Consider the following 26,375-nt stretch of genomic DNA (forward strand, 5'->3'; position numbering starts at 1 on the left):
CACGAGGCGGGCATTGTTGTTTGTTTGGCGGAGCGGACGGGACTCGCCTACATCCCGCAGGCCGCGGCTGCGCTTGCAAGCGCAGCCCTTCGAGTCCCGCCGGAAGCCGCGCAGGCGGCTTCCTCCACTCCGCAGTCACGCGCCCGCCAGCGGGCGCAAAACCACAACACACAAACAACAATGCCCGCACAAGGCGGGCATTGTTGTTTGCTTGGCGGAGCGGACGGGACTCGAACCCGCGACCCCCGGCGTGACAGGCCGGTATTCTAACCGACTGAACTACCGCTCCTTGGTCTGGCTGAATCGTGAAACTGGTGGGTGCTGAGGGGTTCGAACCCCCGACCTACGCCTTGTAAGGGCGCCGCTCTACCAGCTGAGCTAAGCACCCGTTTCCGATTCGTTCCGACTGCGATCTGCGTTTCCGCATCAACAATCAGCGAGCCCGCAAGTTTAATTCATCCCCGATCATTTTGCCAAGCCCGTGCGTGAATTTTTTTAACGCCCGCGCTCGCACGATGCCGACGCGCATAAAAAAACCCGCGGGCATCGCCGCGGGTTTCGTGAACAACCGTCAACAACGACGGTCGTCAGGGTCTCAGTGCTTGACGACTTCCGTCGAGCCGGCATCCTTCGCCGCCTCGCCGACCGGCGCCGCTGCCTTCGCTTCTTCTTCCGGCGGCAGCGGAGTCGGCGAACGCTCGAGCGCGAGCTCCAGCACCTTGTCGATCCAGCGGACCGGCACGATCTCGATCGCGTTCTTCACGTTGTCCGGAATGTCCGCGAGATCCTTCACGTTCTCTTCCGGAATCAGCACGAGCTTGATGCCGCCGCGATGCGCCGCCAGCAGCTTTTCCTTCAGCCCGCCGATCGGCAGCACTTCGCCACGCAACGTGATTTCGCCCGTCATCGCGACGTCGGCCCGCACGGGAATACCCGTCAGCACCGACACCAGCGCGGTCGTCATCGCACCGCCGGCGGACGGACCGTCCTTCGGCGTCGCGCCTTCCGGCACGTGGATGTGGATGTCCTGCTTCTCGAACGCTTCGTCCTTGATGCCGAGACGCCGCGAACGCGAGCGCACGACCGAACGCGCAGCCTCGACCGACTCCTTCATCACGTCGCCGAGCGAGCCCGTACGAATCACGTTGCCCTTGCCCGGCATCACCGCAGCTTCGATCGTCAGCAGGTCGCCGCCGACTTCCGTCCACGCGAGGCCTGTCACCTGACCGACCTGGTTTTCCTTCGCCGCGAGGCCGAAGTCGTACTTGCGCACGCCGAGGAACGTGTCGAGGTTCTCGCCATCGACCTTGATCGCACCCGATGCCTTCTTCAGCAGCAGCATCTTCACGACCTTGCGGCAGATCTTCGACACTTCCCGCTCGAGCGAACGCACACCGGCTTCGCGCGTGTAGTAGCGGATGATGTCGCGGATCGCCTGTTCGGTGACCTCGACCTCGCCTTCCTTCAGCCCGTTGTTCTTCTTCTGCTTCGGCAGCAGGTAACGCTGGGCGATGCTGACCTTCTCGTCTTCCGTGTAGCCCGACAGACGGATCACTTCCATCCGGTCGAGCAGCGGCGGCGGGATGTTCAGCGAGTTCGACGTCGCGACGAACATCACGTCCGACAGATCGAAATCGACTTCGATGTAGTGGTCGGCGAACGTGTGGTTCTGTTCCGGATCGAGCACTTCGAGCAGCGCCGACGACGGATCGCCGCGGAAATCCATGCCCATCTTGTCGACTTCGTCGAGCAGGAAGAGCGGATTGCGCACGCCGACCTTCGCGAGGCTTTGCAGGATCTTGCCCGGCATCGAGCCGATGTACGTGCGACGGTGGCCGCGGATCTCGGCTTCGTCACGCACGCCGCCGAGCGCCATCCGGACGAACTTGCGGTTCGTCGCACGCGCGATCGACTGGCCGAGCGAGGTCTTGCCGACGCCCGGGGGCCCGACGAGGCACAGGATCGGCGCCTTGACCTTGTCCACGCGCTGTTGCACCGCGAGATACTCGAGGATCCGTTCCTTGACCTTCTCGAGGCCGAAGTGATCCTCGTCGAGTACCTGCTCGGCGTTCGACAGGTCGTTGTTGACCTTGCTCTTCTTGCGCCACGGCAGGCCGATCAGCGTGTCGATGTAGTTGCGCACGACGGTCGCTTCCGCCGACATCGGCGACATCAGCTTCAGCTTCTTCAGCTCGGCGTCGGCCTTCTTCTTGGCTTCCTTCGGCATGCGCGCGGCGTTGATGCGCTTCTCGAGTTCCTCGAGATCCGCGCCCTCCTCGCCCTCGCCCAGCTCCTTCTGGATCGCCTTGACCTGTTCGTTCAGGTAGTACTCGCGCTGGCTCTTTTCCATCTGGCGCTTCACGCGCCCACGGATGCGCTTTTCGACCTGCAGGATGTCGATCTCGGCTTCGAGCTGCGCGAGCAGATGCTCGAGGCGCTCGATGACCGGGAACATCTCGAGGATGTGCTGCTTCTGGTCGAGCTTGAGCGGCAGGCGCTCGGCGATCATGTCGGCGAGACGGCCTGCTTCGTCGATACCCGACAGCGACGTGAGGATCTCCGGCGGGATCTTCTTGTTCAGCTTCACGTACTGGTCGAACTGCGACACGATCGCGCGGCGCAGCGCTTCCGTTTCCGCGCTGTCGGCGTGATCGGGCTCGAGCGGCATCACGTCGCAGGAGAATTGCGTCTCCTGTTCCTCGATGGACAACGCCTTCGCGCGCTGCAGGCCTTCGACGAGCACCTTCACGGTGCCGTCCGGCAGCTTCAGCATCTGCAGAATGTTGGCGATACAACCGACCTCGTACATGTCCTTTTCGGTCGGTTCATCCTTGGCCGCGGTTTTCTGGGCGACGAGCATGATGTGCTTGCCGCCTTCCATCGCTGCTTCGAGGGCCTTGATCGATTTCGGCCGGCCCACGAAGAGCGGAATGACCATGTGCGGGAAAACGACGACATCCCGCAGCGGCAGCAGCGGGAGCGTGATGCGTTCCGGCGGGAGAAGTTGGGTGCCTGACATTTCATTTCCCCATGAGTGGAATCAATTGTTCGGTAATTGAGGCCGCCACAACGAATTGCAAGCCTTCAAGTGCGGGAAATATTCGGTAAGAAAGTAACCACCGCGTGTCGAGTCAGAGTTACCCACAAGATAAACGAAAAAAAGCCGCCCACGGACTCATGAACGGCCTTTTTCGATGAACATCGTCGGCAAGCCGGTCAGTTCGAACCCGCCACCTTCGGCGTGTCCTCGTAGATCAGCAAGGGCTTGCCGTCCCCATCGATGACGTTCTCGTCGATGATGACCTTGCTGACCCCTTTCATCGTCGGCAGCTCGTACATCACGTCGAGCAACGCCTGTTCGATGATCGAACGCAAACCGCGCGCGCCGGTCTTGCGGCGGATCGCCTTGCGGGCGACTGCCTGCAACGCGCCCGGCCGGATTTCCAGCTCGACGCGCTCCATTGCGAACAGCTTGTGATACTGCTTGACGAGCGCATTCTTCGGCTCGACCAGGATCTTCATCAGCGCGGCTTCGTCGAGCTTGCCGAGCGTCGCGACCACCGGCAGGCGGCCGATCAATTCGGGGATCAGACCGAATTTGATCAGGTCTTCCGGTTCCGTTTCGCGCAGCACCTCGCCCGCGTCGCGTTCCTGCTTGCTCTTGACCGTCGCGCCGAAGCCGATGCCGGTTTTCTCGGTACGATCGGTGATCACCTTTTCGAGACCGTCGAACGCGCCGCCGCAGATGAACAGGATATTGGTCGTGTCGACCTGGATGAAATCCTGGTTCGGGTGCTTGCGGCCGCCTTGCGGCGGCACCGACGCCATCGTGCCCTCGACGAGCTTCAGCAGCGCCTGCTGGACGCCCTCGCCCGACACGTCGCGCGTGATGGACGGGTTGTCCGACTTGCGGCTGATCTTGTCGATTTCGTCGATGTAGACGATCCCGCGCTGGGCCTTGTCGACCTCGTAGTTGCAATTCTGCAACAGCTTCTGGATGATGTTCTCGACGTCCTCGCCGACGTAGCCGGCTTCGGTCAGCGTCGTCGCGTCGGCGATCACGAACGGCACGTTGAGCAACCGCGCGAGCGTCTGAGCGAGCAGCGTCTTGCCGGAGCCCGTCGGGCCGATCAGCAGGATGTTGCTCTTCGACAGCTCGACGTCGTCCTTCTTGTCGAGGTGCTTCAGGCGCTTGTAGTGGTTGTACACGGCCACCGCGAGGATTTTCTTCGCGCGCTCCTGGCCGATCACGTACTGATCGAGGATGTCGCGAATTTCCTGCGGGCTCGGCAGATCCGACCGGGACAGGCTGGCCTCGACGCCGGCGGCAGCCGCCTCGTCGCGAATGATTTCGTTGCAGAGGTCGATACATTCATCGCAGATGAACACCGACGGGCCCGCAATGAGTTTTTTCACCTCATGCTGGCTCTTTCCGCAAAACGAGCAATACAACAGCTTTTCGCTGTTCGAACCTTTTTTGTCCGCCATGAATGTAGAGCCTCCGGACAGGTAGATGACATGATACGCCGATTGCTCCGGACGCCGCGCCTAGGGCGCGACCGGAGCCGGCTGGATGCGCTTGCCGCAGATGCTCAGGGCACTCGGGACGTTTGAGGGCGCCGGCCCGAATCGGGGCGGCACCCCGTTTAAGCTCACGGGCGCTTCAGCAGCACCTGATCGATCAGCCCGTACGCCTTCGCGTCCTCGCTCGACATGAAGTTATCACGGTCGGTGTCGCGCGCGATGCGCTCGACGTCCTGGCCCGTGTGCTGCGCGAGCAGGTTGTTCAACCGCTCCTTCAGGTAGAGGATCTCGCGTGCCTGGATCTCGATGTCGGATGCCTGGCCGCGCGCGCCGCCGAGCGGCTGGTGAATCATCACGCGCGAATTCGGCAGCGCGAAGCGCTTGCCCTTCGCACCCGACGCGAGCAGGAACGCGCCCATGCTGGCCGCGAGGCCCATGCACAGGGTCGACACGTCCGGCTTGATGAACTGCATCGTGTCGTAGATCGCCATGCCGGCCGACACCGAGCCGCCCGGGCTGTTGATGTAGAGGCTGATGTCCTTGTCGGGATTCTCGCTCTCGAGGAACAGCAATTGCGCGACCACGAGGTTGGCGGTCTGGTCGTTCACTTCGCCGACCATGAACACCAGGCGCTCCTTCAGGAGACGCGAATAGATATCGTACGAACGCTCGCCGCGGCCGCTCGTTTCGACGACGATCGGCACCAGCCCCAGCGCTTGCGCCTCGAAACCCTGCGGCGCGTTCGAAGCAAGCATGTCCAGCAATTCAGCGCGAGTGATCATTCAATGAACCTTGTTCGATTGGAAAATTGAACGGAAGGAAGCCGCCCGCTCAATCGCCATATTAATGGCAACCGTGCGCTTGACGTAAAAACGGCGTGCGGGCCGTCGCTCCGACAGCCGGCACGCCGCAAGAGCGACAGTTACGCTTGCGCCGATGCGCTCGCGAGTGCCTCGAAGCTCACTTCCTTGTCCGTCACCTTTGCCTTGCCCAGCACGAAGTCGACGACGTTGCTTTCAACGACGAACGCTTCCATCTCGGCGAGGCGCTGCTGGTTGGAATAATACCAGCGGACCACTTCCTTCGGGTCTTCGTAGCTCTTCGCGAACTCGTCGACTTCCGCGCGGATCTGCTCCGGCTTCGCTTCCAGGCCGTTCGCCTTCACCAGCTCGGCCAGCACGAGGCCCAGCTTCACGCGGCGCTCGGCCTGCTCGGCGAACATTTCGGCCGGGATCGGTGCATCCTTCGCGTTCGGCACGCCGCGCTGCGCCAGATCCTGGCGAGCCATTTCGACGAGACGTTGCTGGTCCTGCTCGATCAGCGCCTTCGGCACGTCGAGTTCGGAAATCTTCAGCAGCGCGTCCATCACCTGGTTCTTGACGATCGACTGCGTGCGGCGCTTCGCTTCGCGCTCGAGGTTTTCCTTGATCTCGGCGCGCATCTTCGTGAGATCGCCGTCTTCGATGCCGAGCGACTTCGCGAATTCCGCGTCGATTTCCGGCAGGTGCGGCCATTCGATCTTCTTCATCGTGACCGTGAACTGCGCCGTTTTACCGGCGACGTCCTTGCCGTGGTAGTCGTCCGGGAACTTGAGGTCGAACGTACGCTGTTCGCCGACCTTCAGGCCGAGCGCCGCCGTTTCGAATTCCGGCAGCATGCGGCCTTCGCCGAGCACGAACGGGAAATCTTCGGCCGTGCCGCCCTGGAACGCGACGTCGTCGATCTTGCCGACGAAGTCGACCGTCACGCGGTCGCCGTTCTTCGCCGCGGTGTCCGCGCCGCCGTCACCGTGCTCGCCGGCTTCGCCGCGTGCGTGGTAGTGCACGCGCTGCTTGCGCAGGATGTCCAGCGTGCGGTCGATTTCGGCGTCGCCGATCGTCGTGGTCGAGCGCTCGACTTCAGCCGTCGCCAGATCGCCGATCTTCACTTCCGGGTAGACCTCGAACGTCGCGTCGAACGCGTATGCGTCCTCGGCCTGCTCCTGCTTCGGCTCAAAGCTCGGCTGGCCGGCGACGCGCAGGTTTTCCGCGCGGCTGATCGTGAAGAATTCCTGGCCGATCTTGTCGCTCAGCACTTCCGCCTCGACCTGACCCGCGTACTGTTGCGCGACCATCTTCAGCGGCACCTTGCCCGGGCGGAAACCCGGCATGCGCACGTTCTTCGCGAGTTTCTGGATGCGGGCGTCGATTTCCTTCTGCACGGTGTCTTTCGGCAAAGAAATCGTCACACGGCGTTCAAGCTTGCCGAGGTTCTCAACAACGTTAGCCATGGCTTCAATCGTCCTAAAATTATTCGAGCGAATCGGGTTTTCCTTGCCGTGCCTGCCTGCGGCGCGAGGTGCGCACACTCACACGCCGCGCCGGGGCGCCACGCCATCCCTGCACGCGCCGGATGGCTAGCGCAAGCGGCTCGGAGCACGGCTTTGGCCGGAAGAATCGACTATTCTAGCAAACAATTTTCCTCATACCGCCAGATCGGCGCGACACAGGTTGTCCCGGCCCTGTCTGCGGCCCGTCGCACGCCCCTGCACGCGGATCGCCGCTATGCCGAACGGCGTATCCTCCCCGGCCCCGTCATCCTGTAAGCTCCGATAACGTGCGAGCCACCGTCGTGGCCCGACCTTCATACCAATCACGCCTTTCGGAGACACCATGCCGCACCGCCCGTCCGCGCCTGTCGTCGTCATCGCGCCCGATTCGTTCAAAGGCTCGCTTTCCGCCGAGCAGGTCGCGGACGCGATCGCCACCGGCATTCGCCGTGCCCGGCCCGACGCCGTCGTGCGCTGCTGCCCGATGGCCGACGGCGGCGAAGGCACGCTCGACGCGATGCTGGCGGGCGGCGGTACGCGGCGCACGCTGCGGGTGGCCGGCGCGTCGCTCGCGGCGCGCGATGCGGCGGTCGGCGTGATCGACGCGCGAACCGCGATCGTCGAGACGGCGGAGATCGTCGGCATCACCGACCCGGTCGGCATGAGCGTGCCGGTCGATGCGCGCAGCACGCGCGGGATGGGCGAAGCGATCCGCCTGCTGCTCGACGAAGGCGTGCGCCGCTTCTTCGTCGCGCTCGGCGGCAGCAGCACCAACGACGCGGGCGCGGGGCTCCTCGCGGGCCTTGGCCTGCAGTGCCTCGACGCGAATGGCCAGCCGGTCGAGCCGGTGCCGTCGCGGCTCGCCGACGTCGCGCGCATCGACGCGTCGGGGCTCGATCCGCGGCTGAAGGAAACCGAATTCATCGGCATGTCCGACGTCGACAACCCGCTGACGGGCGCGCATGGCGCCACCGTGGTGTTCGGTCCGCAAAAGGGCGTGACGGCAACGCAGGTCGCGACCCTCGATGCCGCCCTTGCCCGCTTCGCCGATCTGCTCGAGGCCGCGCTCGACCGCGGCGGCCGCGATCTGCCGGGCGCGGGCGCCGCGGGCGGCCTCGGTTTCGCGCTGCACATGCTCGGCGCACGCTTCGAGGCAGGCGCCGAAGTGGTCGCGCGCCAGGTCGGGCTCGACGCCGCACTGGCCGGCGCCGACTGGCTGATCACCGGCGAAGGCCGCTCCGACGTGCAGACGCTGCACGGCAAGGCGCCGTTCATCGCGTGCCGGCACGCGCGGGCCGCCGGCGTCCCGGCGTCGCTGCTGTCGGGCGCGGTCGATCCGGCCGCGCTGCCGCGCCTGTCCGAGCATTTCTCCGGCTGCTTCTCGCCCGCTCCCGGGCCGATCACGCTCGACGTCGCGATCCGCGATGCGGCGAATCTGCTCGCGAACGAAGCAGAACAGTTGACACGGCTGAAGTACGGCGCACACTGACCGTTGACCCGAGCGCGCGATACAGGAACAATCGGGCCCGCCCTTTTTCTTCAGGATTCGACATGAAAGGCCGCCAAGCCGGGCTCGATCAGTTTCTGACCTATTGCCTCCATGTGCTCACGAAGCACTCCGACCGCGGAATCGGCGAGGTGTACCGGCACAAGCTCGACATTTCGCTGCCCGAGGCGCGCGTGATCGCCGCCGTCGGCGCGTTCGGTCCGTTCTCGATCATGGATCTCGCACGCCACACCAATCTCGACAAGAGCCAGGCGAGCCGCGCGGCCGAAGCGCTGCTGCGCCAGGGGCTGCTCGAGCGCGGCGCGAGCGAGGAGGACGGCCGGATCGTGCTGATCGCGCTGACTGCCGACGGCCGCGCGCTGTATCGCAAGATCATGCCGATCGTGCGCAAGTGGAACGACGGCTTGCTCGCATGCCTGTCTGACAGCGAACGTCAGACGTTCGAGCGGCTGCTCGACAAGGTCGTCGCGCACGCAGTCGAACGCGACGACTGAGCGTCGCGTCGGCCCCGGCATCGCCGGACGGCCGCTTGCCGCGGGCCGCATTGATCCGATGAATCAGACTGGCCGCGCGGGTCGCGTCACACGCGATCCGGGCGGCCGGTTTTGCATCATGCGGCGATCTCGCGCGAAGCGCGCGTTGCCGGCAGCCGCGCATTCGCGCCGGCCTGGCGCACACTACAACCCGCTGTTCGTCGCGCGCTGACGCAACAATCCGAGCACTGCGTCGCAGTACGGGGTCGGCACGCCAAGCTTGCGACCGAGTTCCGGAAACACGCCGAGAATCGGCCCGATCTCGAGCGGGCGCCCCGCTTCGAAATCCTGCAGCATCGACGTCTTGAACGCGCCGAGCTTGCGCGTGACCGCGATCCGCTCGGGACCGCTCATCCCGGTGGACAGGCCGAGCTTCGCGCCGATCGCGGCCGCCTCCTCCATCATCCGCAACGCCAGATCCTGCGTGAACGGATCATCGAGCAACTGCTCGGCCGTTGAACCGGTCAACGCGCTCAGCGGGTTCATGTTCATGTTGCCCCAGAGCTTCGTCCAGATCTCGGTCCGGATCGCGGGCGTCGACTCGACGTCGAAACCGCCGGCCGAGAGTGCCGCGGCGAACCGCGCCGTGGGCACGTCGAGCCGCGGATCGGGGGTGCCCACGATCAGCCGGTTGCCGCGCCCGCGCCGCACGACGCCCGGCGCGTCGGTACTCGACGACAGGTGCACGACGCAGCCGATCGCCCGCGCGGGCGGCAATGCCGCCGACACCGCACCGGCCGGATCGACCGCCTCGAGCGGCACGCCGTCGAGCGCTCCTTCGAGCCCGTGCGTGAACCACCACGGCAACCCGTTCATCGCCGCGACGATCACGGTGTCGGGCCCGACCAGCGGCGCAATGCGCGCGGCCAGCGCCGGCAGCGCCTGCGCCTTCAGCGCGATCACCACGTAGTCCTGCACGCCGAGTGCGGCCGCATCGTCGCTTGCCCGCACCGGCACCGACGACGTTGCGCCCGCCTCGTCGATCACGCGCACGCCGTGCGTATTCAGCGCATCGAGCGTCGCGCCGCGTGCGTACGCGCTCACGGTCATGCCGGCTCTGGACAACGCGGCCGCGAGCAATCCGCCGATCGCGCCGACCCCGACCACCGCCGCGCGCACCGACCCTGAATTCGTGTCGTTCATGATGGGATTCCGTCTTCCGAGAGCAGACGAGCATAACGCTCAATAGTTGCGGGCACAACCATTCCGACAACGCCGGGCGCTCCCCGCGGCACCCGGTCATGCGTGCGCGTCAGCGCGGCATGCCGCCGGCTTCCATCGCCTCGTCGTCGGCCGTACCGCTCGTCGTCGCACCGAGCACGCCGGCGATCTGGCTCTTGTCGTGCATGCCGAGCTTGCGGTACGCGCAGCGCAGGTAATGGCGCACGGTCGTCGGCGAGATCGCCATCTGCTGCGCGACTTCCTTGTGCGAGCGCCCGGCACCGTAATAGCGGATCGCCGCGAGCTCGCGCGGGCTGAGCCGGTCGAGCAGCGAGCGCGGCCGTGCCTCGATCTGGAACAACCCCGCGACGGGCACGCACTGGATGCGCAGCGCGTCGCCGACGAACGGCTGGCCCGACTGGCGTCGCAGGTGCGCGACGAGCGCCTCCGGCACGCGCGGGCCCGCCCAGGCCGGCCACTCGGCGCGCAGCACGTCGTCGAAACCGGGGTCGGCATGGTGCAGCACGCCGAAGTTGTCGCACAACGCTCTCGCGGCCGGGGCGACCGTGTCGGCGCGCTCGCGTTCGCGCGTGAGCTGCGCGGCGCGATTGATCGTCAACGCCGCCGCGAGGTGCGGAATGAGTTCCTCGAAACGATGTGCGTCGTTGTCGCCGAACGGCCGATTCAGGCCCTGGCGGTAAATCGACACGAACGTCGTCAGGCCGAAGCGGCGATCGATCGTACAGACGAACATCAGTTGCGCGAGCCCGTACTTCACGCACCAATCGCGAAATCGTGCATCGAGCCCCGGCTCGATGACCGTCAGCCGCACCGCGCGACCGTGCGCGCCGTGCAGCGTGCGGTGCGCGAGCGGATCGCAATCGCGCACACGCTTCCAGTCGGTGAAGAACGCGTGCGGCAACCGGTACAAAAAGCTGTTGTGCATCACGGGGCCGGTCGGCACGTGGGTCGCGACGCCCGTCCACGCGGCATCGAACGGAATGAGGGCCTGCAGCAGCGAAAAGAACCGGTACTCGAATTCGCCGATGGCGGACTGCGCGGCCACCGCGTACAGGTCGAGCAGCATCAGGCCGAGTTCGCGCTGCGGCGCGTCGCCACGCGTGACGCCGTCGAAATCGGCGCGCCGGGACGGCCGCGTCGGCCACGCGAATTCGTCGAGCACGATGGCGGCCGGCACGTCGCGCAGCGCGTCGAGGTCCTGCCCGATATCCGTCGTGATCCTCACTTTCCGCTCTCCTGCCCGGTCGGGCTGCTGATGTGCGCAACGACACCGGCCGATTATAGCGAGCCGCTTTTTTGGCGGGCCACGGTGCCGGAACGCTCGTCAACCCCATCCATTTGAACGGTGCACCGCGCATTGCTGCTGCGCAGCACCGCGCGCGCCGGCATCGCACGGCGTTCATGCGGGGCACCGCGGGTTTTCCGCACCGTTCATCTGGACGACTGTTCGAAGGTTTTCCCGCTACGGACACTGCGTCGCGACGATACCAACGACAAATCGATGCAGCACGGTATGGAGAACCCCACGTGACGACACCCCGCTTCATCCGCATGGCCGCGGCCGCCGCGACGCTCGCCGCATGCGGCGGCGCCGCGCACGCGCAGTCCGCCCTCACGCTGTACGGCGCGCTCGACGCCGGCGTGCAGTACCTGACGCACGCCGACGGACATCACTCGGCCGTGCGATTGCAAAACTACGGCATCCTGCCTTCGCAGATCGGGATCAAGGGCCACGAGGATCTCGGCGGCGGCTGGCGTGCGCTGTTCAAGCTCGAACAGGGCCTCGACCTCAACGATGGCACCGCGACCGTGCCCGGCTATGCGTTCTTTCGCGGCGCATACGTGGGGATCGCGGGGCCGGTCGGCACCGTCACGCTCGGCCGCCAGTTCAGCGTGCTGTTCGACAAGACGCTGTTCTACGACCCGCTCTGGTATGGGTCGTACAGCGGCCAGGGCGTGCTCGTGCCGATGAACGCGAACTTCATCGACCACTCGGTCAAATACCAGTCGCCGACCTTTGCCGGCTTCGACATCGAGGTGCTCGCCGCGACCTCCGGCGTCGCCGGCAATACGCGCGCCGGCCGCGTGCTCGAGCTCGGCGGCCAGTACACGAGCAACGGCCTGTCGGTCGGCGCGGTGCTGCACCAGGCGCACGGCGACGTATCGGCGGCCGGCGACGCATCCGCGCGGCGCCGCGAACTCGGCACGCTCGCCGCACGCTATGCGTTCGCGACGCTGCCGCTCACCGTCCATGCGGGCGTCGAACGCCTGACCGGCGACCTCGACGCGGCGCGCACGATCGTGTGGGGCGGTGCGCGTTACCTGATGTCGAACGGGATCGGCCTGAACGCCGGCGTCTACCACACCGATTCGCGCACGCCGGCGATCGGCCACCCGACGCTGTTCATCGCGAGTACCACGTACGCGCTGTCCAAACGCACCGTCGCCTACGTGAACCTCGGCTATGCGCGCAACGGCGGGCAAAGCTCGCAGACCGTCTACGAATACGACCCGACACCGCTTGCCGGCGCGTCGCAGTTCGGCGCGATGGTCGGCATGTACCACCTGTTCTGATTCCCTCGACGAGATCCCGCCATGAAAATCCTGTCCCCGGATGCCGCCCGCTCGCCCGACGGCCGCGCGTCGACGTTCGCACGCTCGACGCTCGTCGCGCTCGTCGTGTTCGCGGCCATCACGCCGCTGTTGCTGCTCGTGGCGCCCGCCGTCGCCGGCCAGCTCGCGACGCAGCTCGGCTTGACCGCATCGCAGATCGGCACCTACTTCTTCGTCGAACTCGGCGCGTTCAGCCTCGCGACCGTGCCGTCGTACCTGTGGCTCGGCCGGGTCGACGCGCGCCGCGTCGCCGCGTTCGCCATCGCGCTGTTTGGCACGGGCAACCTGCTGACCGCGCTGTGGATGCCCGGTTTTGCCGCGCTGCTCGCGCTGCGCGCCGTCACCGCGCTCGGCGGCGGCTCGCTGATGGTGCTCTGCATGACGAGCGCCGCGACGAGCGGAAACAGCGACCGCGTGTACGGCCTGTGGGTCGTCGGCCAGTTGATCGCGGGCGCGATCGGCCTGTTCGTGCTGCCGCACGTGTTCGCCGCGTTCGGGCTGCGCGCGCTGTACGTCGCGCTCGCCGTGCTCGCGCTGCTCGCGGCGCCGCTGTCGCGCGGGTTTCCGTCGTCGCTCGGCATGCGAACGGCATCCGCGCGCACCGCGCACGGCGACGCGCCCCAGACGCCCCGAAGCTTCGTGGTGCTCGCCATCGGCGCGGTGCTGACGTTCTATCTCGCGATCGGCAGCGTATGGACGTTCGCGAGCCGCGCGGCGGCCGAGGCCGGGCTCGATCCGCAGTCGACCGGCAACGTGCTCGCGATCGCGAGCGTGATGGGCATCGCCGGCGCGGCGCTCGCATCGTGCGCGGGCGGCCGGCTCGCGCGGCGCGCGATGCTCGCGGCCGGCTACGCGCTGCTCGCGGCATCGCTCGTCGCGCTCGCCGCGATGCGCCACGGCGGCAGCTACAGCGCGGCGATCTTCGCGTTCAAGTTCGCATGGACCTTCGTGCTGCCGTTCATTCTCGCGACGGTCGCGCAGATCGACACGTCTGGGCGGCTCGTCGCGACGCTCAACTTCGTGATCGGCGCGGGGCTCGCCGCGGGCCCGCTGCTGGCCGGCCTGATGCTCGACGCCGGCGGCACGATGCGCGCGCTGTTCGTGGCCGCGACGGCCGTCGCGATCGCGTCGTTCGCCGCGCTGCGCCACATCGATCGCCGCGCGCGCCCCTCCGTTTCCTCCCAACCGTGACAGGTCAAGCACCCATGAATCGCACTGCCTTCTTCACCGACGAACGCACTTTCTGGCACACCGGCGGCACGCACGCGCTGTTCCTCCCGGTCGGCGGCTGGGTCCAGCCGCCGTCGAGCGCGGGCTACGCGGAATCGCCCGATTCGAAGCGCCGCCTCCTGTCGCTCGTGCAGGCGTCGGGGCTGGCCGCCCGGCTCGACCTGCGCGGCGCGGCACCCGCGACGACAGCCGACCTGCTGCGCATTCACCCGGCGCACTATCTCGACGCGTTCCGCGCGCTGAGCGACGCGAGCGGCGGCGACCTCGGCGATCTCGCGCCATTCGGCAAGGGCAGCTACGAGATCGCCGCGCTGTCGGCCGGCCTCGCGATCGCGGCGGTCGACGCGGTCGTCGGCGAGCGCGCGGCGAATGCATTCTCGCTGTCGCGTCCGCCCGGCCATCACTGCCTGCGCGACCGCCCGATGGGCTTCTGCCTGCTCGCGAACATCCCGATCGCGATCGAGGCCGCGCGCGCGAAGCACGGCATCGAGCGCGTCGCGGTGATCGACTGGGACGTGCATCACGGCAACGGCACGCAGTCGATCTACTACGACGATCCGGATACGTTGACGATCTCGCTGCACCAGGATCGCTGCTTTCCGCCCGGCTACAGCGGCGCGGACGACCGAGGCGAAGGCGCGGGCATCGGCTCGAACCTGAACGTGCCGCTGCTCGCGGGCAGCGGCGACGATGCCTACCGGTATGCATTCGATCGGATCGTGCTGCCGGCGCTCGCCCGTTTTCGCCCCGAGCTGATCGTCGTCGCGAGCGGCCTCGACGCGAGCGCGGTCGATCCGCTCGCGCGCATGCAACTGCATACCGACAGCTACCGGTTCATGACCCGCGCGGTGAAGGACGCCGCGCAGCGTCATTGCGGCGGGCGGCTCGTGATCGTTCACGAAGGCGGCTATTCGGAGGCGTACGTGCCGTTCTGCGGGCTCGCGATCATCGAGGAACTGGCCGGCATTCGCACCGAGGTCGCCGATCCGATGCTCGATCTCGCGATCGCGCAGCAGCCGGGCGAACGGTTCGTCGCGTTTCAGCGCGAACTGCTCGACGAACTGGCCGCGTCGTTCGGGTTGTAACGGGCGGGAACGGACGTGGCAAGGGCCGGCCCGCGCCGGCCCTTGCACGATCCGCGCGGATGGGGTTTCCTGTGCCTTTACCCTTGTTCCGGCACGAGGCCGCACTCTTCCGATGAAATCGTCCCCGCGCGATCACGACGACAACACCAAAACGCGCCGCCAGCCGTCGAAGCTGGCCCTGAACATCGCCGCCGTGACGGTCGGCCTGATCACGTTCGCGATCGGTGCGGCGTGGGTGATCTATAGCTGGGTCGTCGATCGCGAAGCGCAGTATTTCGCGATTCCGCTGGTGTTCTCGGTGCCGGTGATCGTGGCCGTCGCGATCCGCAGCTTCTGGGAATAGGCGTGGCGGAAACGACGAAGCGGCGCGCTCGGACGACGCGCGGCGCTTGCTTGTCGAACGACGCAGCGCTCTGAATGGTTGCGTCATATTACACATCGCCGATTTACCGTGCCTGCGCGAACGGCATCATCCCGGCTGAGGGCCATCAACAAAAAAGCGCTGCGGTCAGCCGACCGGCAGCGCTTTTTCGCGAACGGCCCGTGACGGGACACGTTCGACTTCTGGTGCGTGAGGCCGGACTCCAATTCCCTTTCTCAACGCCGATAACGCGACGTTATGCGTAAAAAATGCGTAGATCGCGAAAAATTTCCTGCTGTCGGCTCCAAGTTGCTTTGGTCTGCCGTGCGAGATTCTAGTGACAGGAATCGAATAGACCGATCACCGATGATGCAGTCACGCACAGACCAGTAGTTCACCGGGCACTATGTACGCCTGCCATCCAAAGCCGGATGGCGACATACTTGGAACAACCTTCGGCATATTTGCAGCCTGCGTTACAACGCAAGCTTCGGAGAACCATAGACACCATAGTTCGGGCCGCTGCCGCTCACAGCGGCACTTGACTTGTAGCCCGCGACGAAGTGACCAAGAACATACTTCCCACTTCCACCTACTGACGCGTCAATTTGGAACGCTGCAAATGCAACGATTGGAACATACGACTTGGTCGCGCTTTGCGCGACGACAGGCATAACTACCGTCGCGCCGACCGGAACGTCACCATAGAGTGCTGTTTTCGTGCCGGGAACAAGATAGATGTTGTCGCCGATACTGAGCGGCTCAGGATTTCCGGTCTGCATAAGGCCGGCTAAGGTGGACACATCATTGGAATTGGTCAAGAACGAAGTCCACGTGCCGGCAATGCATGACGCTCCATACAATTGCCCGTTTGTTATCAAGATTTCATAGGGCTGCCCCGTGAGCGGATTCAGGAGTGGCCGATTCGCTGCCGCATTCCAGTACAAACTGTAAATGCATTGATCCACTGCGATCGGGAAAACTCCTCCTGCGCCGATGGTCCCCGGTGACGTCACAACGGCCACGGCGGTCGCACTTCCTGACGCGCCGGGAATGCCAAGCAGACGCCCAAGGAGCAACGGAATCTGGCCACCATTGACGTTGGTCGTGCGCGAGACAGTGACTTGCACGGCAGGTGTATCGTAGACGCCGGGTGAAATGGACGTCGACTGCATGCCATACGGGTTTCGCGTCAGATTCCAATAGCCCGCAGTCACCGTTCCCGTCGCCAGTGCGGCCCCTGCCGCCCGATTTAGTGCGATGGCATTGTTCGCAGCCAGCGTGGCCTGCGACCAATTCATCGTTGCTCCGCCCGTGGTAGTCAGCTTCGATGCGCCCGCAAGCGCTGCCGCGTCGGCGGCGTTCTGTAATTCGTTCTTCACCACTCCGATCCACGCGACATCAATCGCCAACGCACCGAAGGACAGCAGCGGTATCAGGAATAAGAGGAAGAACAATGCAACGGAGCCGCCTTGTCGCCGATCACCCCTGTGCCCGCCCAAAGCAGCCGAATTTCGCAGTCGATGTGCCGTACATCGCATATCAGCAACCTAGTGTCGTCCTACTGTATCCCGACAATAAGAATCGAACAGCTGACCATGTGGCTCGCGTTGCATTGTGCGAGCACGGCCGAACCGGCACCTGATCAAATTCGCATAGCGCCGTCGGGCCGAGGGCCACACCCGCGCAACGCGATGTTCCCCCGCGTTACGGTATAGCGCAATTTGTCAGAGTTTTCAACTCGTAATCGAGCCGCGAAAGCTACAAAAAAAGCCCGTACGTGGCGGGCTCAAAGAAGGCCAATCACCTGTGCATTTGGGGAATGCACACCTGCAGCGTATGTCGTCCAGACATTTGCGGAAACGAGCGTTACCCCCCCTCAACCATTCGACTTCAGAAATATCACGAAGCGGCAAAATTTCATGAACTGCGCGTTGCGGGATCCGACAAAAAGTTACTTTGGGACGTCACTCGATCGCTTGTCGCCCAACGATGAGGAATCATCCGCCCGCACAGTGACAATGGTCCACTCATACACGCGCTGACGAACATTGACGAATTCAAACGAACAACGTGACATCGCAAACCTCTCGGCGTAAGTTGCGGAAAAAAATTCCGGCCGACCAATATGGAATCACGTGCCCTTTACATTCGTTTCACGGCTGAATCATTGGCGCGAGGCTAGTGCGAAGTTAGCAACCGTCGCTGTCCGAACGATGCCTCTTCCCATCACGCCCTTGGCCCGCGCGCCTGATGCGTCTCAGGCCTTTGACGTGACCTCCGCATCACGATTCGAGCTTCCTGCGCATTCCGACAGCGCTTTCGTGGGCCAGGTTCTCGAATCGTGACAGCCGTCAGGTGCATTGCTTTCTGTAGTCTGGCAGATGCGAGCCGGGGCGTCGATACACATCTGAAACAAAAACGACGACTTCGCACACCACAACTGCGGAGGTTCTCCGGCAAATGTCGGTCGTATGGCACATGGCATGGTGCTTGCCTTACTCTAAACACCGACGAGCAGTCGACATGACGCACCACAATGTTACAGGCGACCAACTCGTCAATAAGCAGTCGGGGAACAGCGATGAAGACCATCTGTGGCAGTTTGCTCCGCGCATTCGCGCAACAAAGGGCTAGTTGGCAACTTCGCGGAAGGGCGCGCATTGTAGTGCCACTTCCGCGAGCTCGGACGCGCCGATTCTTCGGCATCACGCAGCGCACGCTGGGGCGATTGTCGCTGCATACGGCGATTCTCTGCGAGGGATACCCCCCTTCTCTCAGGGTACTCAGATGGCATCTGCCGCCCTTAACCGGCGGCATGGGGCACATTCGCCGACCAGTGTGCCAACCTGTTTCCATTACGGCACGCGAATACCGACGGCGCCCGAGTTAAACGATCGCCCTAATCACGATTATCGCGGCATGCTCATTCGAATGCTCAGGGAGAATCGATGTCGCTGGCGGCGACGCAGCCCTACTGAAGCTCGTTCAACGCTAGCGTTCGACAAAGACGACATTGTGCGCCACATAAATTCTGCGCAATCGCCGAATTCAGGGAATACACCAGCGCATCATCGGTAGCCCAGATTGGCGACGAGCCCCATTAACCCGAATAGATTTACATCTATTTGAACGGCGGCTATTTTTTCAAAAAATATTTTCCAATATTCATAAAATTCAGAGAAAACACCTACAAAGAAAGTTCGGATGACTAAAAAACTTTAATCTACACTTCGCCTGACAAAAAATTGGATCAAACAAATTTGCAAGTGATGTCGTTATAGGAAATTTATTAAACGGTAATCCTTAAGCATCGGGATTGCTCATGGCAGGCGGATCGAAGGCGTGCGATCTTCCTTGCTCTATTTTCCTCCACGCCGTTATGGAGTCGACCATGAAGAAGCTTCTGATTGCAGCAGCAGTTCTGGCGGTTTCGGGTGCAGCGTTTGCCGGGAGCGGTACGGTGTCGAGCAGCAACTCGTCGAGTGGCGGGGCCACGTCGGCCGGTGTTGTCGGGTTCGGCCACTTCACCGCCACCGATTCGGGCTCGGCACTCGGGGCCGCCGGCGCAATGGCCGGTGGCTACGGCAGCGGCTCGATCTCGTACACGAACCACACTCAAACGTCGTCGGTCGGCGGCTTCGGCTACGGCGGGGCACAGGCCAGCGGCTCCAGCGGCGCGAACGCCGGCTCGATGGGCTGGACGCATCACCACTAAGCCGCGGCGCGTAGCGTTTGTCACTGGCTGGTGGCAGAGGACGCCGGGCTTCGTTCCGAAAGGACAGGCCCGGCGACGTTGCCACCGAACTTCCTCACCGCAAGGAATTGTTATGAAAGCCAAAGTTATTTTAGCGACAGCGCTCACCGCCCTTTCGTCGGCCGTACTGGCCACCGGTCCGTCCACGACAAACCAGACGCAATCCGTTGCAGCGGGTGTATCTGGTTCGGCGCTAGTCGGCTCCGGCAGCTATACGAGCAATTCGAATTCGGTCGCGGGCGCGAGCGCAGGAAGTACCGTGGCGCCCACTGGTTCCACTGGCACGGCATCCGCCTTTCACAACTCGACTTCGACCGCCAGCGGTTCGGGCGCGAACGGAGGCGCGTTTGCAGCAGGCGGCGGTATCGGTGCCGCAGGCTCGTTCGGTGGAAACAGCAAAACGAATGAGAACGCGAATGCGCTGTCGGGAGGGGTGACTGCCACGATCGTATTGGGCGCGAACCACTACACGGCAACGGGTGCGAACGACCAGGGCAATGCCAACGCGGGTGCCGCCGGACTGACCAGTAGTGGTGGGTCAGGCGCAATCACGGGTTCGAATCACTACAACTCGTCGACCGTATGGAGTACCGGTCCGGCCGGCTCGCCGTCTGCGTCGGGCGGAAGCCAAGGCAGTTCGAGCGCAACCGGGAGCAGTCATTAGTCAGGTGTGGGGGACCAGTTTCACAGCGACGCTGGTCTCTTGCCTCACCTAGTTGTCATGTAAGGAGTTGGCATGAAGCAGAACCTGATTGCCGCCGCTCTGATGCTCGCGTCTCTGACGGCGTATGGCGCTGACCGTGCTGCCGACGACGTGCAATCGAATTTGCAGACGTCAAACAATCCTGCTCAGACAACCAAACCGTCAGAACAACAATCGCTTTCGTCGGGCAATGCCATCGCCGGCCCCGAATCTCGGCAGCAACAGGGGATCGCGAACGGCCCATGGTCCCAGCTGGGTAACGGCTGGAAGCAGTTCGGGGAAGCAGGAAAAACTGAAGCAATTCAGGGGAATTAGTACGGTTGCCTGGGTCGGAGGTTTAACCTCGTCCGGAGAATGATATGAACAGCAACAAGATCAGGGTGGCGTGTGCGGCTATGTTCGCGATGACCACAATCGGTGCCCACGCGCAGACCGCCGACTCGACTTCAAGCGCGCAGTCCTCGACGTCGTCGACGGCGATCAGCCAGGGCGGCGGCTCCAGCATGAACACGAACGTCACGAGTTCGCGCGGCGGCAACGCCAGCAGCGCCAGCACGAGCGGTGTACGCGGCAGCGGCAATTCGAGCGTGCAGGTCAACGTGACGATGCCGTCCTCCGCGAGCGGCGGCTCGAGCGCGACGCCACAGAGCGTGAGTTCGCTCCAGTCGGCTGGCTCGCCCGGCACGAACCCTTACAACACCCAGATGTCGGAAAACGTCAACTATTCGGGCACGCAGACGATCAAGACGAACCCGGCAATCCAGGCGCCCGGCCTCACGACGACGCTGTCCGATACCTGCATGGGTTCGGTGAGCGTCGGCGTGTCGTTTCCGGGGTTCGGCGCGACCGGCGGCACGACCCTGGTCGACCAGGCGTGCGTGCGCCGTCTCGATGCGCGCGAATTCCGCGCGATGGGGTTGACCGACGTCGCGCTGGCGCTGCTGTGTCAGAGCGATGCGAACCGGCGCGCGGTGGAAGCGACCGGGCATCTGTGCCCGGGTACGACTGCGCCGCTTGCGCGTTCGAATGTTGCGCCGTCCGCCGAAGCGACCGTCGCCGACGACGTGAAGTATCGCGATCCGATCGTGCGCAGCCGCATGGGCCTGCCGCCGCTCGACGGCGCTGCGCCAGCACCCGCGCAGGCGCGGCCGGTCGCGACGGCCGCGGTTCAGGCGGCGCCGGTGCCTGTGCCCGTGCCGATGGCCGCGCCGGCGATCGCTGCACCTGCGGTCAGTGCCGTGCCGGCCGCTACACAAGCGGCGGCGGTGAAGGCGTCGCAGGCCGCTGCGGTGGTGCCGGCGACGAGTGCCGCGCCGGCCGTTGCACCGGCCGCGATCGTCGCTGCGCCGGCGGTTGCCGACAAGGCGCCGGAGCCTGCTGCGCCGGTCGTTGCGGAGAAGGCATCGGAGCCTGCGGCAGCGGTTGTCGAGAAGGCACCGGAGCCTGCTGCGCCGGTCGTCGCCGAGAAGGCATCGGAGCCCGCGCCTGCGGTTGCCGACAAGGCACCGGAGCCTGCTGCACCGGTCGTCGCGGAGAAGGCACCGGAGCCTGCGCCTGTCGTTGCCGAGAAGGCATCGGAACCCGCGCCTACGGTTGCCGACAAGGCACCGGAGCCTGCTGCGCCGGTCGTCGCCGAGAAGCCAGCGGAGCCCGCATCGCCTGTCGCCGACAAGATTCAGGAACCCGCCCCGGCCGAAGCTAGCAAGGCAGAGGAGCCTGTACCGGCGGTTGCCGAGAAGACCCCGGAACCCGCGCCGGCAACCGACAACGCATTACAAGTCGCGCCGTCCGCCGAGATACCGGCTGTCGCCCCGGCCCCGGCCGACCAGCAGGCCGCTCCTGCGATGCCGGCTCCAGCGGCCATCTCGACAAGCACGTCGTCGTAAGCGATCGAACCCACCTTTCGCGCGGTCGGCATCCGGCCGCGTGAAAGACGTCGAGCTCTGCGGCACGGTCAAAGTTTGACGGGTGTTGGTTCCTTCCCCGAGTCCAACACCTCTTTTTGCTTGCCGGGGATGCGAGGAGGCCTCAATCATGAGGATCTTTTTGAGCGCCCTGTTGCTGTATGGGGCACAGGCCGCTGCGCAGACAGTTTTCCAGAATCCCGCGGTGTTTGTCATTCTGAACGAGCAAACAGCAGCAAATGCAGTGAGCGTCCAACAGGCACTCACTACGCTGGGCCGTCCCGACAATACAGCATGTGTTCCGATGATGATGGTCGGCGATCCACAGGTGGTATATATGGTGCCCCAGGCAGGCCACGCGCCGTCTTGGCAATCACCAGTTTATGGCCGCGGTGCCCCCTTCGTCGCGCAGGCGGGGCCGACGCCGACGACTCAAGGCAGTCGATCTACCCAACACGCCGACGACATGCAGACTCAACCGTGGAGTGACAGCAGCGCACTCACGCAGAAGATCGCCGGTGAGTCAGCCGTCTCGGCGTCGACTATGGTCAGCGACTGGCAAACCAACGAGCTCAATTCGATCGAGATCGCGCACGCGGAAGAGGTGACGGTAAACGGGAAAACATACCGCAGCTATCGCACCATAGTCGAGCGCTCTTCTCGGCCAGCCATAGAACCGCAAATCTATACCCAGCGTGTCGTCTTCTGTCGCTAACGATGTGCCCACGGGACGAGGCTAACGTGACCCCCTCTTCGATCAGACTCTCAGCTCGTCCAAAGGACGAGCCGGACAAAGGTCCCGCCCCCTTCTTCGTCGTACGACGTAATATGGCCGCGCCCTTGCGTCCGCTTGTCTATGTTTCTAGGCACCATGACGTAGGGCTAAGCGATTCGCTGGCTTTGCGGGGATGGGACGTATGGCATGCAAAGACCATTGCAGAAGCTCGAAATTTCATCAAAGCGAACCGTCTGCATGCGGGCGTCATCAATTTCAGCGACTTCGCGCCATCGGATTTTGCATCGCTCGAATCACTCCTGCGTGATCCGAGGGTAGGCTGGGTCGCACTAGCGGAGGACGAACAGCTGACGAACCCCGTCTTCGCACGCTTGATCCGCCGATGCTGCTTCGATTACGTTCGCAACACTGCTGCGTCGTCGACGATCGGCTACCTCGCAGGCCATGCGTACGGCATGCTGAAATTGTCCGAAACCGAAGGCACCACGGAAACCACTCCGACCAGCGATGAAATGATCGGTGCGTGCGATGAAATGCGCCGGCTCTTCGCGACAATTCGCAAAGTCGCGAGCACGGACGCGGCGGTGTTTATCTCAGGTGAATCGGGCACGGGTAAAGAGCTGACCGCAGCGGCAATCCACCAACACTCATCGCGCGGAGATGGCCCTTTTATCGCGGTGAATTGCGCGGCCATCCCATCAACATTGCTTCAAGCCGAACTATTCGGAAACGAACGTGGCGCATTTACAGGCGCCCATCAGCGCAAGGTTGGACGCGTTGAGGCCGCCGACGGCGGCACCCTGTTTCTCGACGAGATCGGGGACATGCCGTTTGAGAGCCAGGCGAGCCTGCTCCGATTTCTGCAGGGCGGTAAGATTGAGCGGCTCGGCGGCCGGGTTTCGATACCGATAGATGCGCGCATCATATCCGCTACCCATGTCGACCTTGAGGCTGCGGTACAAGAAGGCCGGTTTCGGGCGGATCTGTACTACCGTCTGTGCGTGCTTCGCATCGACGAACCCCCACTCCGCAAACGCGGCCGCGACATCATGTTGCTCGCCGACTACACACTGCGGCGCTATCGTTGTGAAAGCTCGACGCGGATCCTTGGCTTCACACCCTGTGCTATCGAAGCGATTCACCAATATGCTTGGCCGGGTAACGTGCGCGAGCTGATAAACAGAATCCGGTTTGCCGTCGTCATGACGAATGGTCCAATGATCTCAGCGGCTGACTTGGAGCTGACGCCGTATACCTCGCACCGTCCGCCAACGCTTGCCGACGCACGCAAGCAAGCAGAACGACGTGCCATCGAGGAGGCTCTGGCACGTCATCCGCATCAACACACCGACGTCGCTGCTGAACTGGGTATCTCGCGTACGACGCTATACCGATTGATGGTTGCGCACGGACTTCAGTGATGGCGCGCCCGGCGCTTTTCCTGCAACCGAGGGGAAGCTCGCTCCAGTGAACGAGCGACCTCGCAGGCTTCCACCAGCAGCCTGATTCCGTGTGCGACGGTTCTACACTATAGCCCCAACGAGCGACCATGGCCGCATGCGATCCGACGGTTGCAGAGATAAGCTTCGATTGCAACTATAGGGCCAGCGGCGCACTGGAAATTAGCGGACACAGGCCGGAGAACAAGAAAGCCGCGCTCAGCCTCCTCCTCTCGAGATAAGACCGAACACGGAGAGGATGTCGGAGGACCACTTTACATCCTTAACAGGCGGTCAGCTTACCGTTCCGTAGGCTCGAAACGCTATATCTCGATGATGTACCGAGCACCCTCAACGTCAGCGTCCGAATGCAGGACATTGGAGTGTGCGGGACGCTTGTCGGCCTGTTCGAGTCTCCAGCGACGCGTGGCAATTTTGGTTACCGATAGTCCCACATCGACCGCCTGCACTCTTCCTCACGCTACCGCGAGCCCGACCTTCCTCAAACGTCCGCCTTTCTCCAAGATGACACTGTGAAGACGGTCAGAGGCTGACGTACCGGTCAATGCGCGCCTCCTCTTTATTGGACTAACCGCGCGGGCGTAAGCGCTCCATAGTAGGGCCCAATACCACCCGCCCCTGACGCCTGACATTTGTCGGGATTGTTCGTCATCTCCATCTGGATATATTTCGAACTGCCGCCGCTGGCACCATCAATGTGGACACACGCGAACGCAAGAATCCGCTCGTATGACGTTGTCGCCAGGTCCTGAACGACCGGAACGAGGACATATTCGCAGGTCTTATTGCCCGCTGCGCTACAGTCGTTCACCGACGTGTACAGGGTCGTCTTCGTGCCAGGCTGGATATAGGTACACGTTGCATCCGAGGTCGAGCAGACACCGCTCGGTGATCCGATCGATGCCGGGTCAGGATTTCCATTGGATATCAAATTGCGGACCGTAGGCACGTCGTTAGCGGTTGTATCGAATGTCGTCCATTGTCCTGCCTCGCACGCACCAGCGTGGTAAGACGAGGTCACATAAAATGTGTAAGGCTTCCCCACCGTTTGATTTGGCTGGCCGGGGCCGGGAGGTGTCGTGGCCGTCGCGGTCTTGGGTTTTCCGTTCGTCGAATCCCAATACTGGTCGTACATGCATTTTGTAATCGCGACCGGAAACATCGCTCCGGATCCAACGTTTCCGGGATTCGAGACGACCGCTACAGCCACGGCGCTTTCGGAAACGGACTTGGTACCCCAAATCGTTGCGAGAAACGTCGGTACGCCGCCATTCTTCGTTGCCGACCGAGTGACAACTACTTGCACCGCAGGCATACCCACAGCCGGCGAAGCCGGCATCGAACTTTGCAGGCCATGAACGCTCCCGGTAACGTCCCAGTATCCGTAAGAGACATCGGTCGTATAGCCGGTCAGCGTTTTATTCGACGACTTGTTAAGCGACACACCCTGCACAGTCTGCGCTTGTGCCGTCGCCCAATCTGGAGCGTGAGCGGTCTGATTACTACACTGCGCGCGCGGATACAGACATGGGGCGCCCGCCAGCGCAGCGGCATCGGCCGCATTCTGAAGCTCGTTTCGAACGACAAACAGATAACCGATATCGATTGCGAGAGCTGCAAAGCCCAGCAAAATCGTCATTAAGAGTGCGACGATTATCGCAACCGCACCCCTCTGCTTCTGACGACGCTTCGATGCGAGGCCAGCGTGAGGCGTCGTCCGCGGAGAGCAACGCACAACAGCACAACGTCTGCGATCGCGATTCATGAGCAATTCCTCATTCGTTGTTCATGACAGTCGTCGCCGTTAAGGTCAACAGCTTGCTTATCGGATTGAACATCGAGCCTAAAGCCAGCCCATTAAATTTGTATGTGACCGTCACGGTCAGCGGTGTGCCGAAACCGCCACCCTGCCCCGATGGCACGGTAACAGTAGGAGTCGACGCACTGCCGAGTGTGATGAGGTGACTGTTGCAATAGTTGAGGGCGACGTTCTGAATTTCTGTAATCGTCGCTTTTGGCGTCTTGAGAACGATCCCCGCTCGTGCACCTTCTCGACTCGCGTTTGTGATGACGGCCTGGTCGAACATCACAAGCCCGAACTCAACGATGCCGAACAATATCAACAGCAGCAGCGGAAGGACCAATGCGAACTCTACGGCCGCAACGCCCCGTTGCCTTTTCCAGTGTTTTCGTTTCATGGCACTTCTTCCCCGTGAATAAGAGGTGCGCAGCGGCTTACATGCTCCGATATGTTTCGGTCGGTCGCCGGTCATCAATGCGACGTCATGGCCTATGCAAAATGCGCGCCATCTGGCCAGCCGCCCCGCAAAGAGTGGCGACCGGCCAGCATCATGCGCATGGAGCCGTGAGCTGGAGAGGAAAATGTTTCAGACGTGAAGCATGGAACTCCGATTTCTCGCCCTTTCCACTGGACCCGGCATGCCAGTGCCCCGGCAGGGCGGGATGATTTGA

General features: G+C 63.4%; 21 protein-coding genes and 2 tRNA genes. 12 read left to right on the forward strand and 11 right to left on the reverse strand.

Annotated elements, in window-relative coordinates; all coding sequences use genetic code 11:
• Positions 1–212: 212 nt before the first annotated feature.
• The 6 genes from CFB35_RS09650 to tig all read right to left on the reverse strand — a co-directional run bounded on the left by CFB35_RS09650 (position 213) and on the right by tig (position 6,793).
• Positions 213–289: transfer RNA gene (locus CFB35_RS09650), tRNA-Asp, on the reverse strand.
• Between the two features lie 23 nt (positions 290–312).
• Positions 313–388, reverse strand: a tRNA-Val gene (locus tag CFB35_RS09655).
• 207 nt (positions 389–595) lie between these two features.
• The gene (gene lon / locus CFB35_RS09660; RefSeq protein WP_059585180.1) at positions 596–3,019 is read right to left on the reverse strand and encodes an endopeptidase La; all 2,424 of its coding nucleotides are present in this window, start codon (positions 3,017–3,019) and stop codon (positions 596–598) included.
• A gap of 197 nt (positions 3,020–3,216) precedes the next feature.
• Positions 3,217–4,488 carry an ATP-dependent Clp protease ATP-binding subunit ClpX gene (gene clpX / locus CFB35_RS09665; protein ID WP_006489345.1) on the reverse strand — a complete coding sequence of 424 codons (1,272 nt, stop codon included), beginning with the start codon at positions 4,486–4,488 and terminating at the stop codon, positions 3,217–3,219.
• Positions 4,489–4,652: 164 nt separating this feature from the next.
• Positions 4,653–5,306 carry an ATP-dependent Clp endopeptidase proteolytic subunit ClpP gene (gene clpP / locus CFB35_RS09670; protein ID WP_006496351.1) on the reverse strand — a complete coding sequence of 218 codons (654 nt, stop codon included), beginning with the start codon at positions 5,304–5,306 and terminating at the stop codon, positions 4,653–4,655.
• A gap of 140 nt (positions 5,307–5,446) precedes the next feature.
• Positions 5,447–6,793, reverse strand: coding sequence for a trigger factor (gene tig, locus CFB35_RS09675; RefSeq protein WP_059585179.1), 1,347 nt, complete (start codon positions 6,791–6,793; stop codon positions 5,447–5,449).
• A gap of 382 nt (positions 6,794–7,175) precedes the next feature.
• On the opposite strand from tig, the gene CFB35_RS09680 reads away from it, so the two are divergent.
• Together CFB35_RS09680 and CFB35_RS09685 are read left to right on the forward strand one after the other, a co-directional pair.
• On the forward strand, positions 7,176–8,321 hold the full coding sequence (locus CFB35_RS09680; RefSeq protein WP_089464852.1) for a glycerate kinase: 1,146 nt from the start codon (positions 7,176–7,178) through the stop codon (positions 8,319–8,321).
• Positions 8,322–8,383: 62 nt separating this feature from the next.
• Positions 8,384–8,833 carry a MarR family winged helix-turn-helix transcriptional regulator gene (locus tag CFB35_RS09685; RefSeq protein ID WP_089464853.1) on the forward strand — a complete coding sequence of 150 codons (450 nt, stop codon included), beginning with the start codon at positions 8,384–8,386 and terminating at the stop codon, positions 8,831–8,833.
• 183 nt (positions 8,834–9,016) lie between these two features.
• On the opposite strand, the gene CFB35_RS09690 is transcribed toward CFB35_RS09685, so the two are convergent.
• Both CFB35_RS09690 and CFB35_RS09695 read right to left on the reverse strand, forming a co-directional pair.
• Positions 9,017–10,015, reverse strand: coding sequence for a 2-dehydropantoate 2-reductase (locus CFB35_RS09690; RefSeq protein WP_089464854.1), 999 nt, complete (start codon positions 10,013–10,015; stop codon positions 9,017–9,019).
• Positions 10,016–10,124: 109 nt separating this feature from the next.
• Positions 10,125–11,279, reverse strand: a complete 1,155-nt coding sequence (locus CFB35_RS09695) for a LuxR C-terminal-related transcriptional regulator (protein WP_089464855.1) — start codon at positions 11,277–11,279, stop codon at positions 10,125–10,127.
• A gap of 302 nt (positions 11,280–11,581) precedes the next feature.
• Here CFB35_RS09695 and CFB35_RS09705 point away from each other — a divergent pair, with 302 nt between their 5' ends.
• From CFB35_RS09705 to CFB35_RS09720, 4 genes are all read left to right on the forward strand, one after another.
• On the forward strand, positions 11,582–12,628 hold the full coding sequence (locus tag CFB35_RS09705) for a porin (RefSeq protein ID WP_089464856.1): 1,047 nt from the start codon (positions 11,582–11,584) through the stop codon (positions 12,626–12,628).
• Positions 12,629–12,649: 21 nt separating this feature from the next.
• A complete protein-coding gene (locus CFB35_RS09710; RefSeq protein WP_089464857.1) occupies positions 12,650–13,858 on the forward strand; it encodes an MFS transporter in 1,209 nt (402 codons plus the stop codon).
• Between the two features lie 14 nt (positions 13,859–13,872).
• Positions 13,873–14,982, forward strand: a complete 1,110-nt coding sequence (locus CFB35_RS09715) for a class II histone deacetylase (RefSeq protein WP_089464858.1) — start codon at positions 13,873–13,875, stop codon at positions 14,980–14,982.
• 112 nt (positions 14,983–15,094) lie between these two features.
• Complete coding sequence (locus CFB35_RS09720; protein WP_059585171.1) at positions 15,095–15,325, forward strand: hypothetical protein; 231 nt, start codon at positions 15,095–15,097, stop codon at positions 15,323–15,325.
• Positions 15,326–15,819: 494 nt separating this feature from the next.
• Here the strand turns inward: CFB35_RS09720 and CFB35_RS09725 are convergent, their stop codons facing one another.
• A complete protein-coding gene (locus CFB35_RS09725) occupies positions 15,820–16,884 on the reverse strand; it encodes a pilus assembly protein TadG-related protein (protein ID WP_089464859.1) in 1,065 nt (354 codons plus the stop codon).
• A gap of 1,853 nt (positions 16,885–18,737) precedes the next feature.
• On the opposite strand from CFB35_RS09725, the gene CFB35_RS09730 reads away from it, so the two are divergent.
• The 6 genes from CFB35_RS09730 to CFB35_RS09755 all read left to right on the forward strand — a co-directional run bounded on the left by CFB35_RS09730 (position 18,738) and on the right by CFB35_RS09755 (position 23,864).
• Positions 18,738–19,061, forward strand: a complete 324-nt coding sequence (locus CFB35_RS09730; protein ID WP_089464993.1) for a hypothetical protein — start codon at positions 18,738–18,740, stop codon at positions 19,059–19,061.
• Between the two features lie 112 nt (positions 19,062–19,173).
• Positions 19,174–19,764 (forward strand): hypothetical protein, encoded by a 591-nt coding sequence (locus tag CFB35_RS09735; RefSeq protein ID WP_089464860.1) that lies wholly within the window; start codon positions 19,174–19,176, stop codon positions 19,762–19,764.
• A 72-nt stretch (positions 19,765–19,836) separates the two neighbouring features.
• Positions 19,837–20,118, forward strand: a complete 282-nt coding sequence (locus CFB35_RS09740; RefSeq protein WP_089464861.1) for a hypothetical protein — start codon at positions 19,837–19,839, stop codon at positions 20,116–20,118.
• 44 nt (positions 20,119–20,162) lie between these two features.
• On the forward strand, positions 20,163–21,689 hold the full coding sequence (locus CFB35_RS09745) for a chemotaxis protein CheA (RefSeq protein ID WP_089464862.1): 1,527 nt from the start codon (positions 20,163–20,165) through the stop codon (positions 21,687–21,689).
• 148 nt (positions 21,690–21,837) lie between these two features.
• On the forward strand, positions 21,838–22,422 hold the full coding sequence (locus CFB35_RS09750; RefSeq protein ID WP_089464863.1) for a hypothetical protein: 585 nt from the start codon (positions 21,838–21,840) through the stop codon (positions 22,420–22,422).
• Positions 22,423–22,424: 2 nt separating this feature from the next.
• Positions 22,425–23,864 carry a sigma-54 dependent transcriptional regulator gene (locus CFB35_RS09755; RefSeq protein ID WP_089464864.1) on the forward strand — a complete coding sequence of 480 codons (1,440 nt, stop codon included), beginning with the start codon at positions 22,425–22,427 and terminating at the stop codon, positions 23,862–23,864.
• A gap of 598 nt (positions 23,865–24,462) precedes the next feature.
• Here the strand turns inward: CFB35_RS09755 and CFB35_RS09760 are convergent.
• Together CFB35_RS09760 and CFB35_RS09765 are read right to left on the reverse strand one after the other, a co-directional pair.
• Positions 24,463–25,668 (reverse strand): pilus assembly protein TadG-related protein, encoded by a 1,206-nt coding sequence (locus CFB35_RS09760; RefSeq protein WP_089464865.1) that lies wholly within the window; start codon positions 25,666–25,668, stop codon positions 24,463–24,465.
• A 10-nt stretch (positions 25,669–25,678) separates the two neighbouring features.
• On the reverse strand, positions 25,679–26,101 hold the full coding sequence (locus CFB35_RS09765; protein ID WP_256939971.1) for a TadE/TadG family type IV pilus assembly protein: 423 nt from the start codon (positions 26,099–26,101) through the stop codon (positions 25,679–25,681).
• Positions 26,102–26,375 lie beyond the last annotated feature (274 nt).

It is taken from the genome of Burkholderia sp. AU16482 (assembly GCF_002223285.1).
GTDB classification, from domain to species: domain Bacteria; phylum Pseudomonadota; class Gammaproteobacteria; order Burkholderiales; family Burkholderiaceae; genus Burkholderia; species Burkholderia semiarida.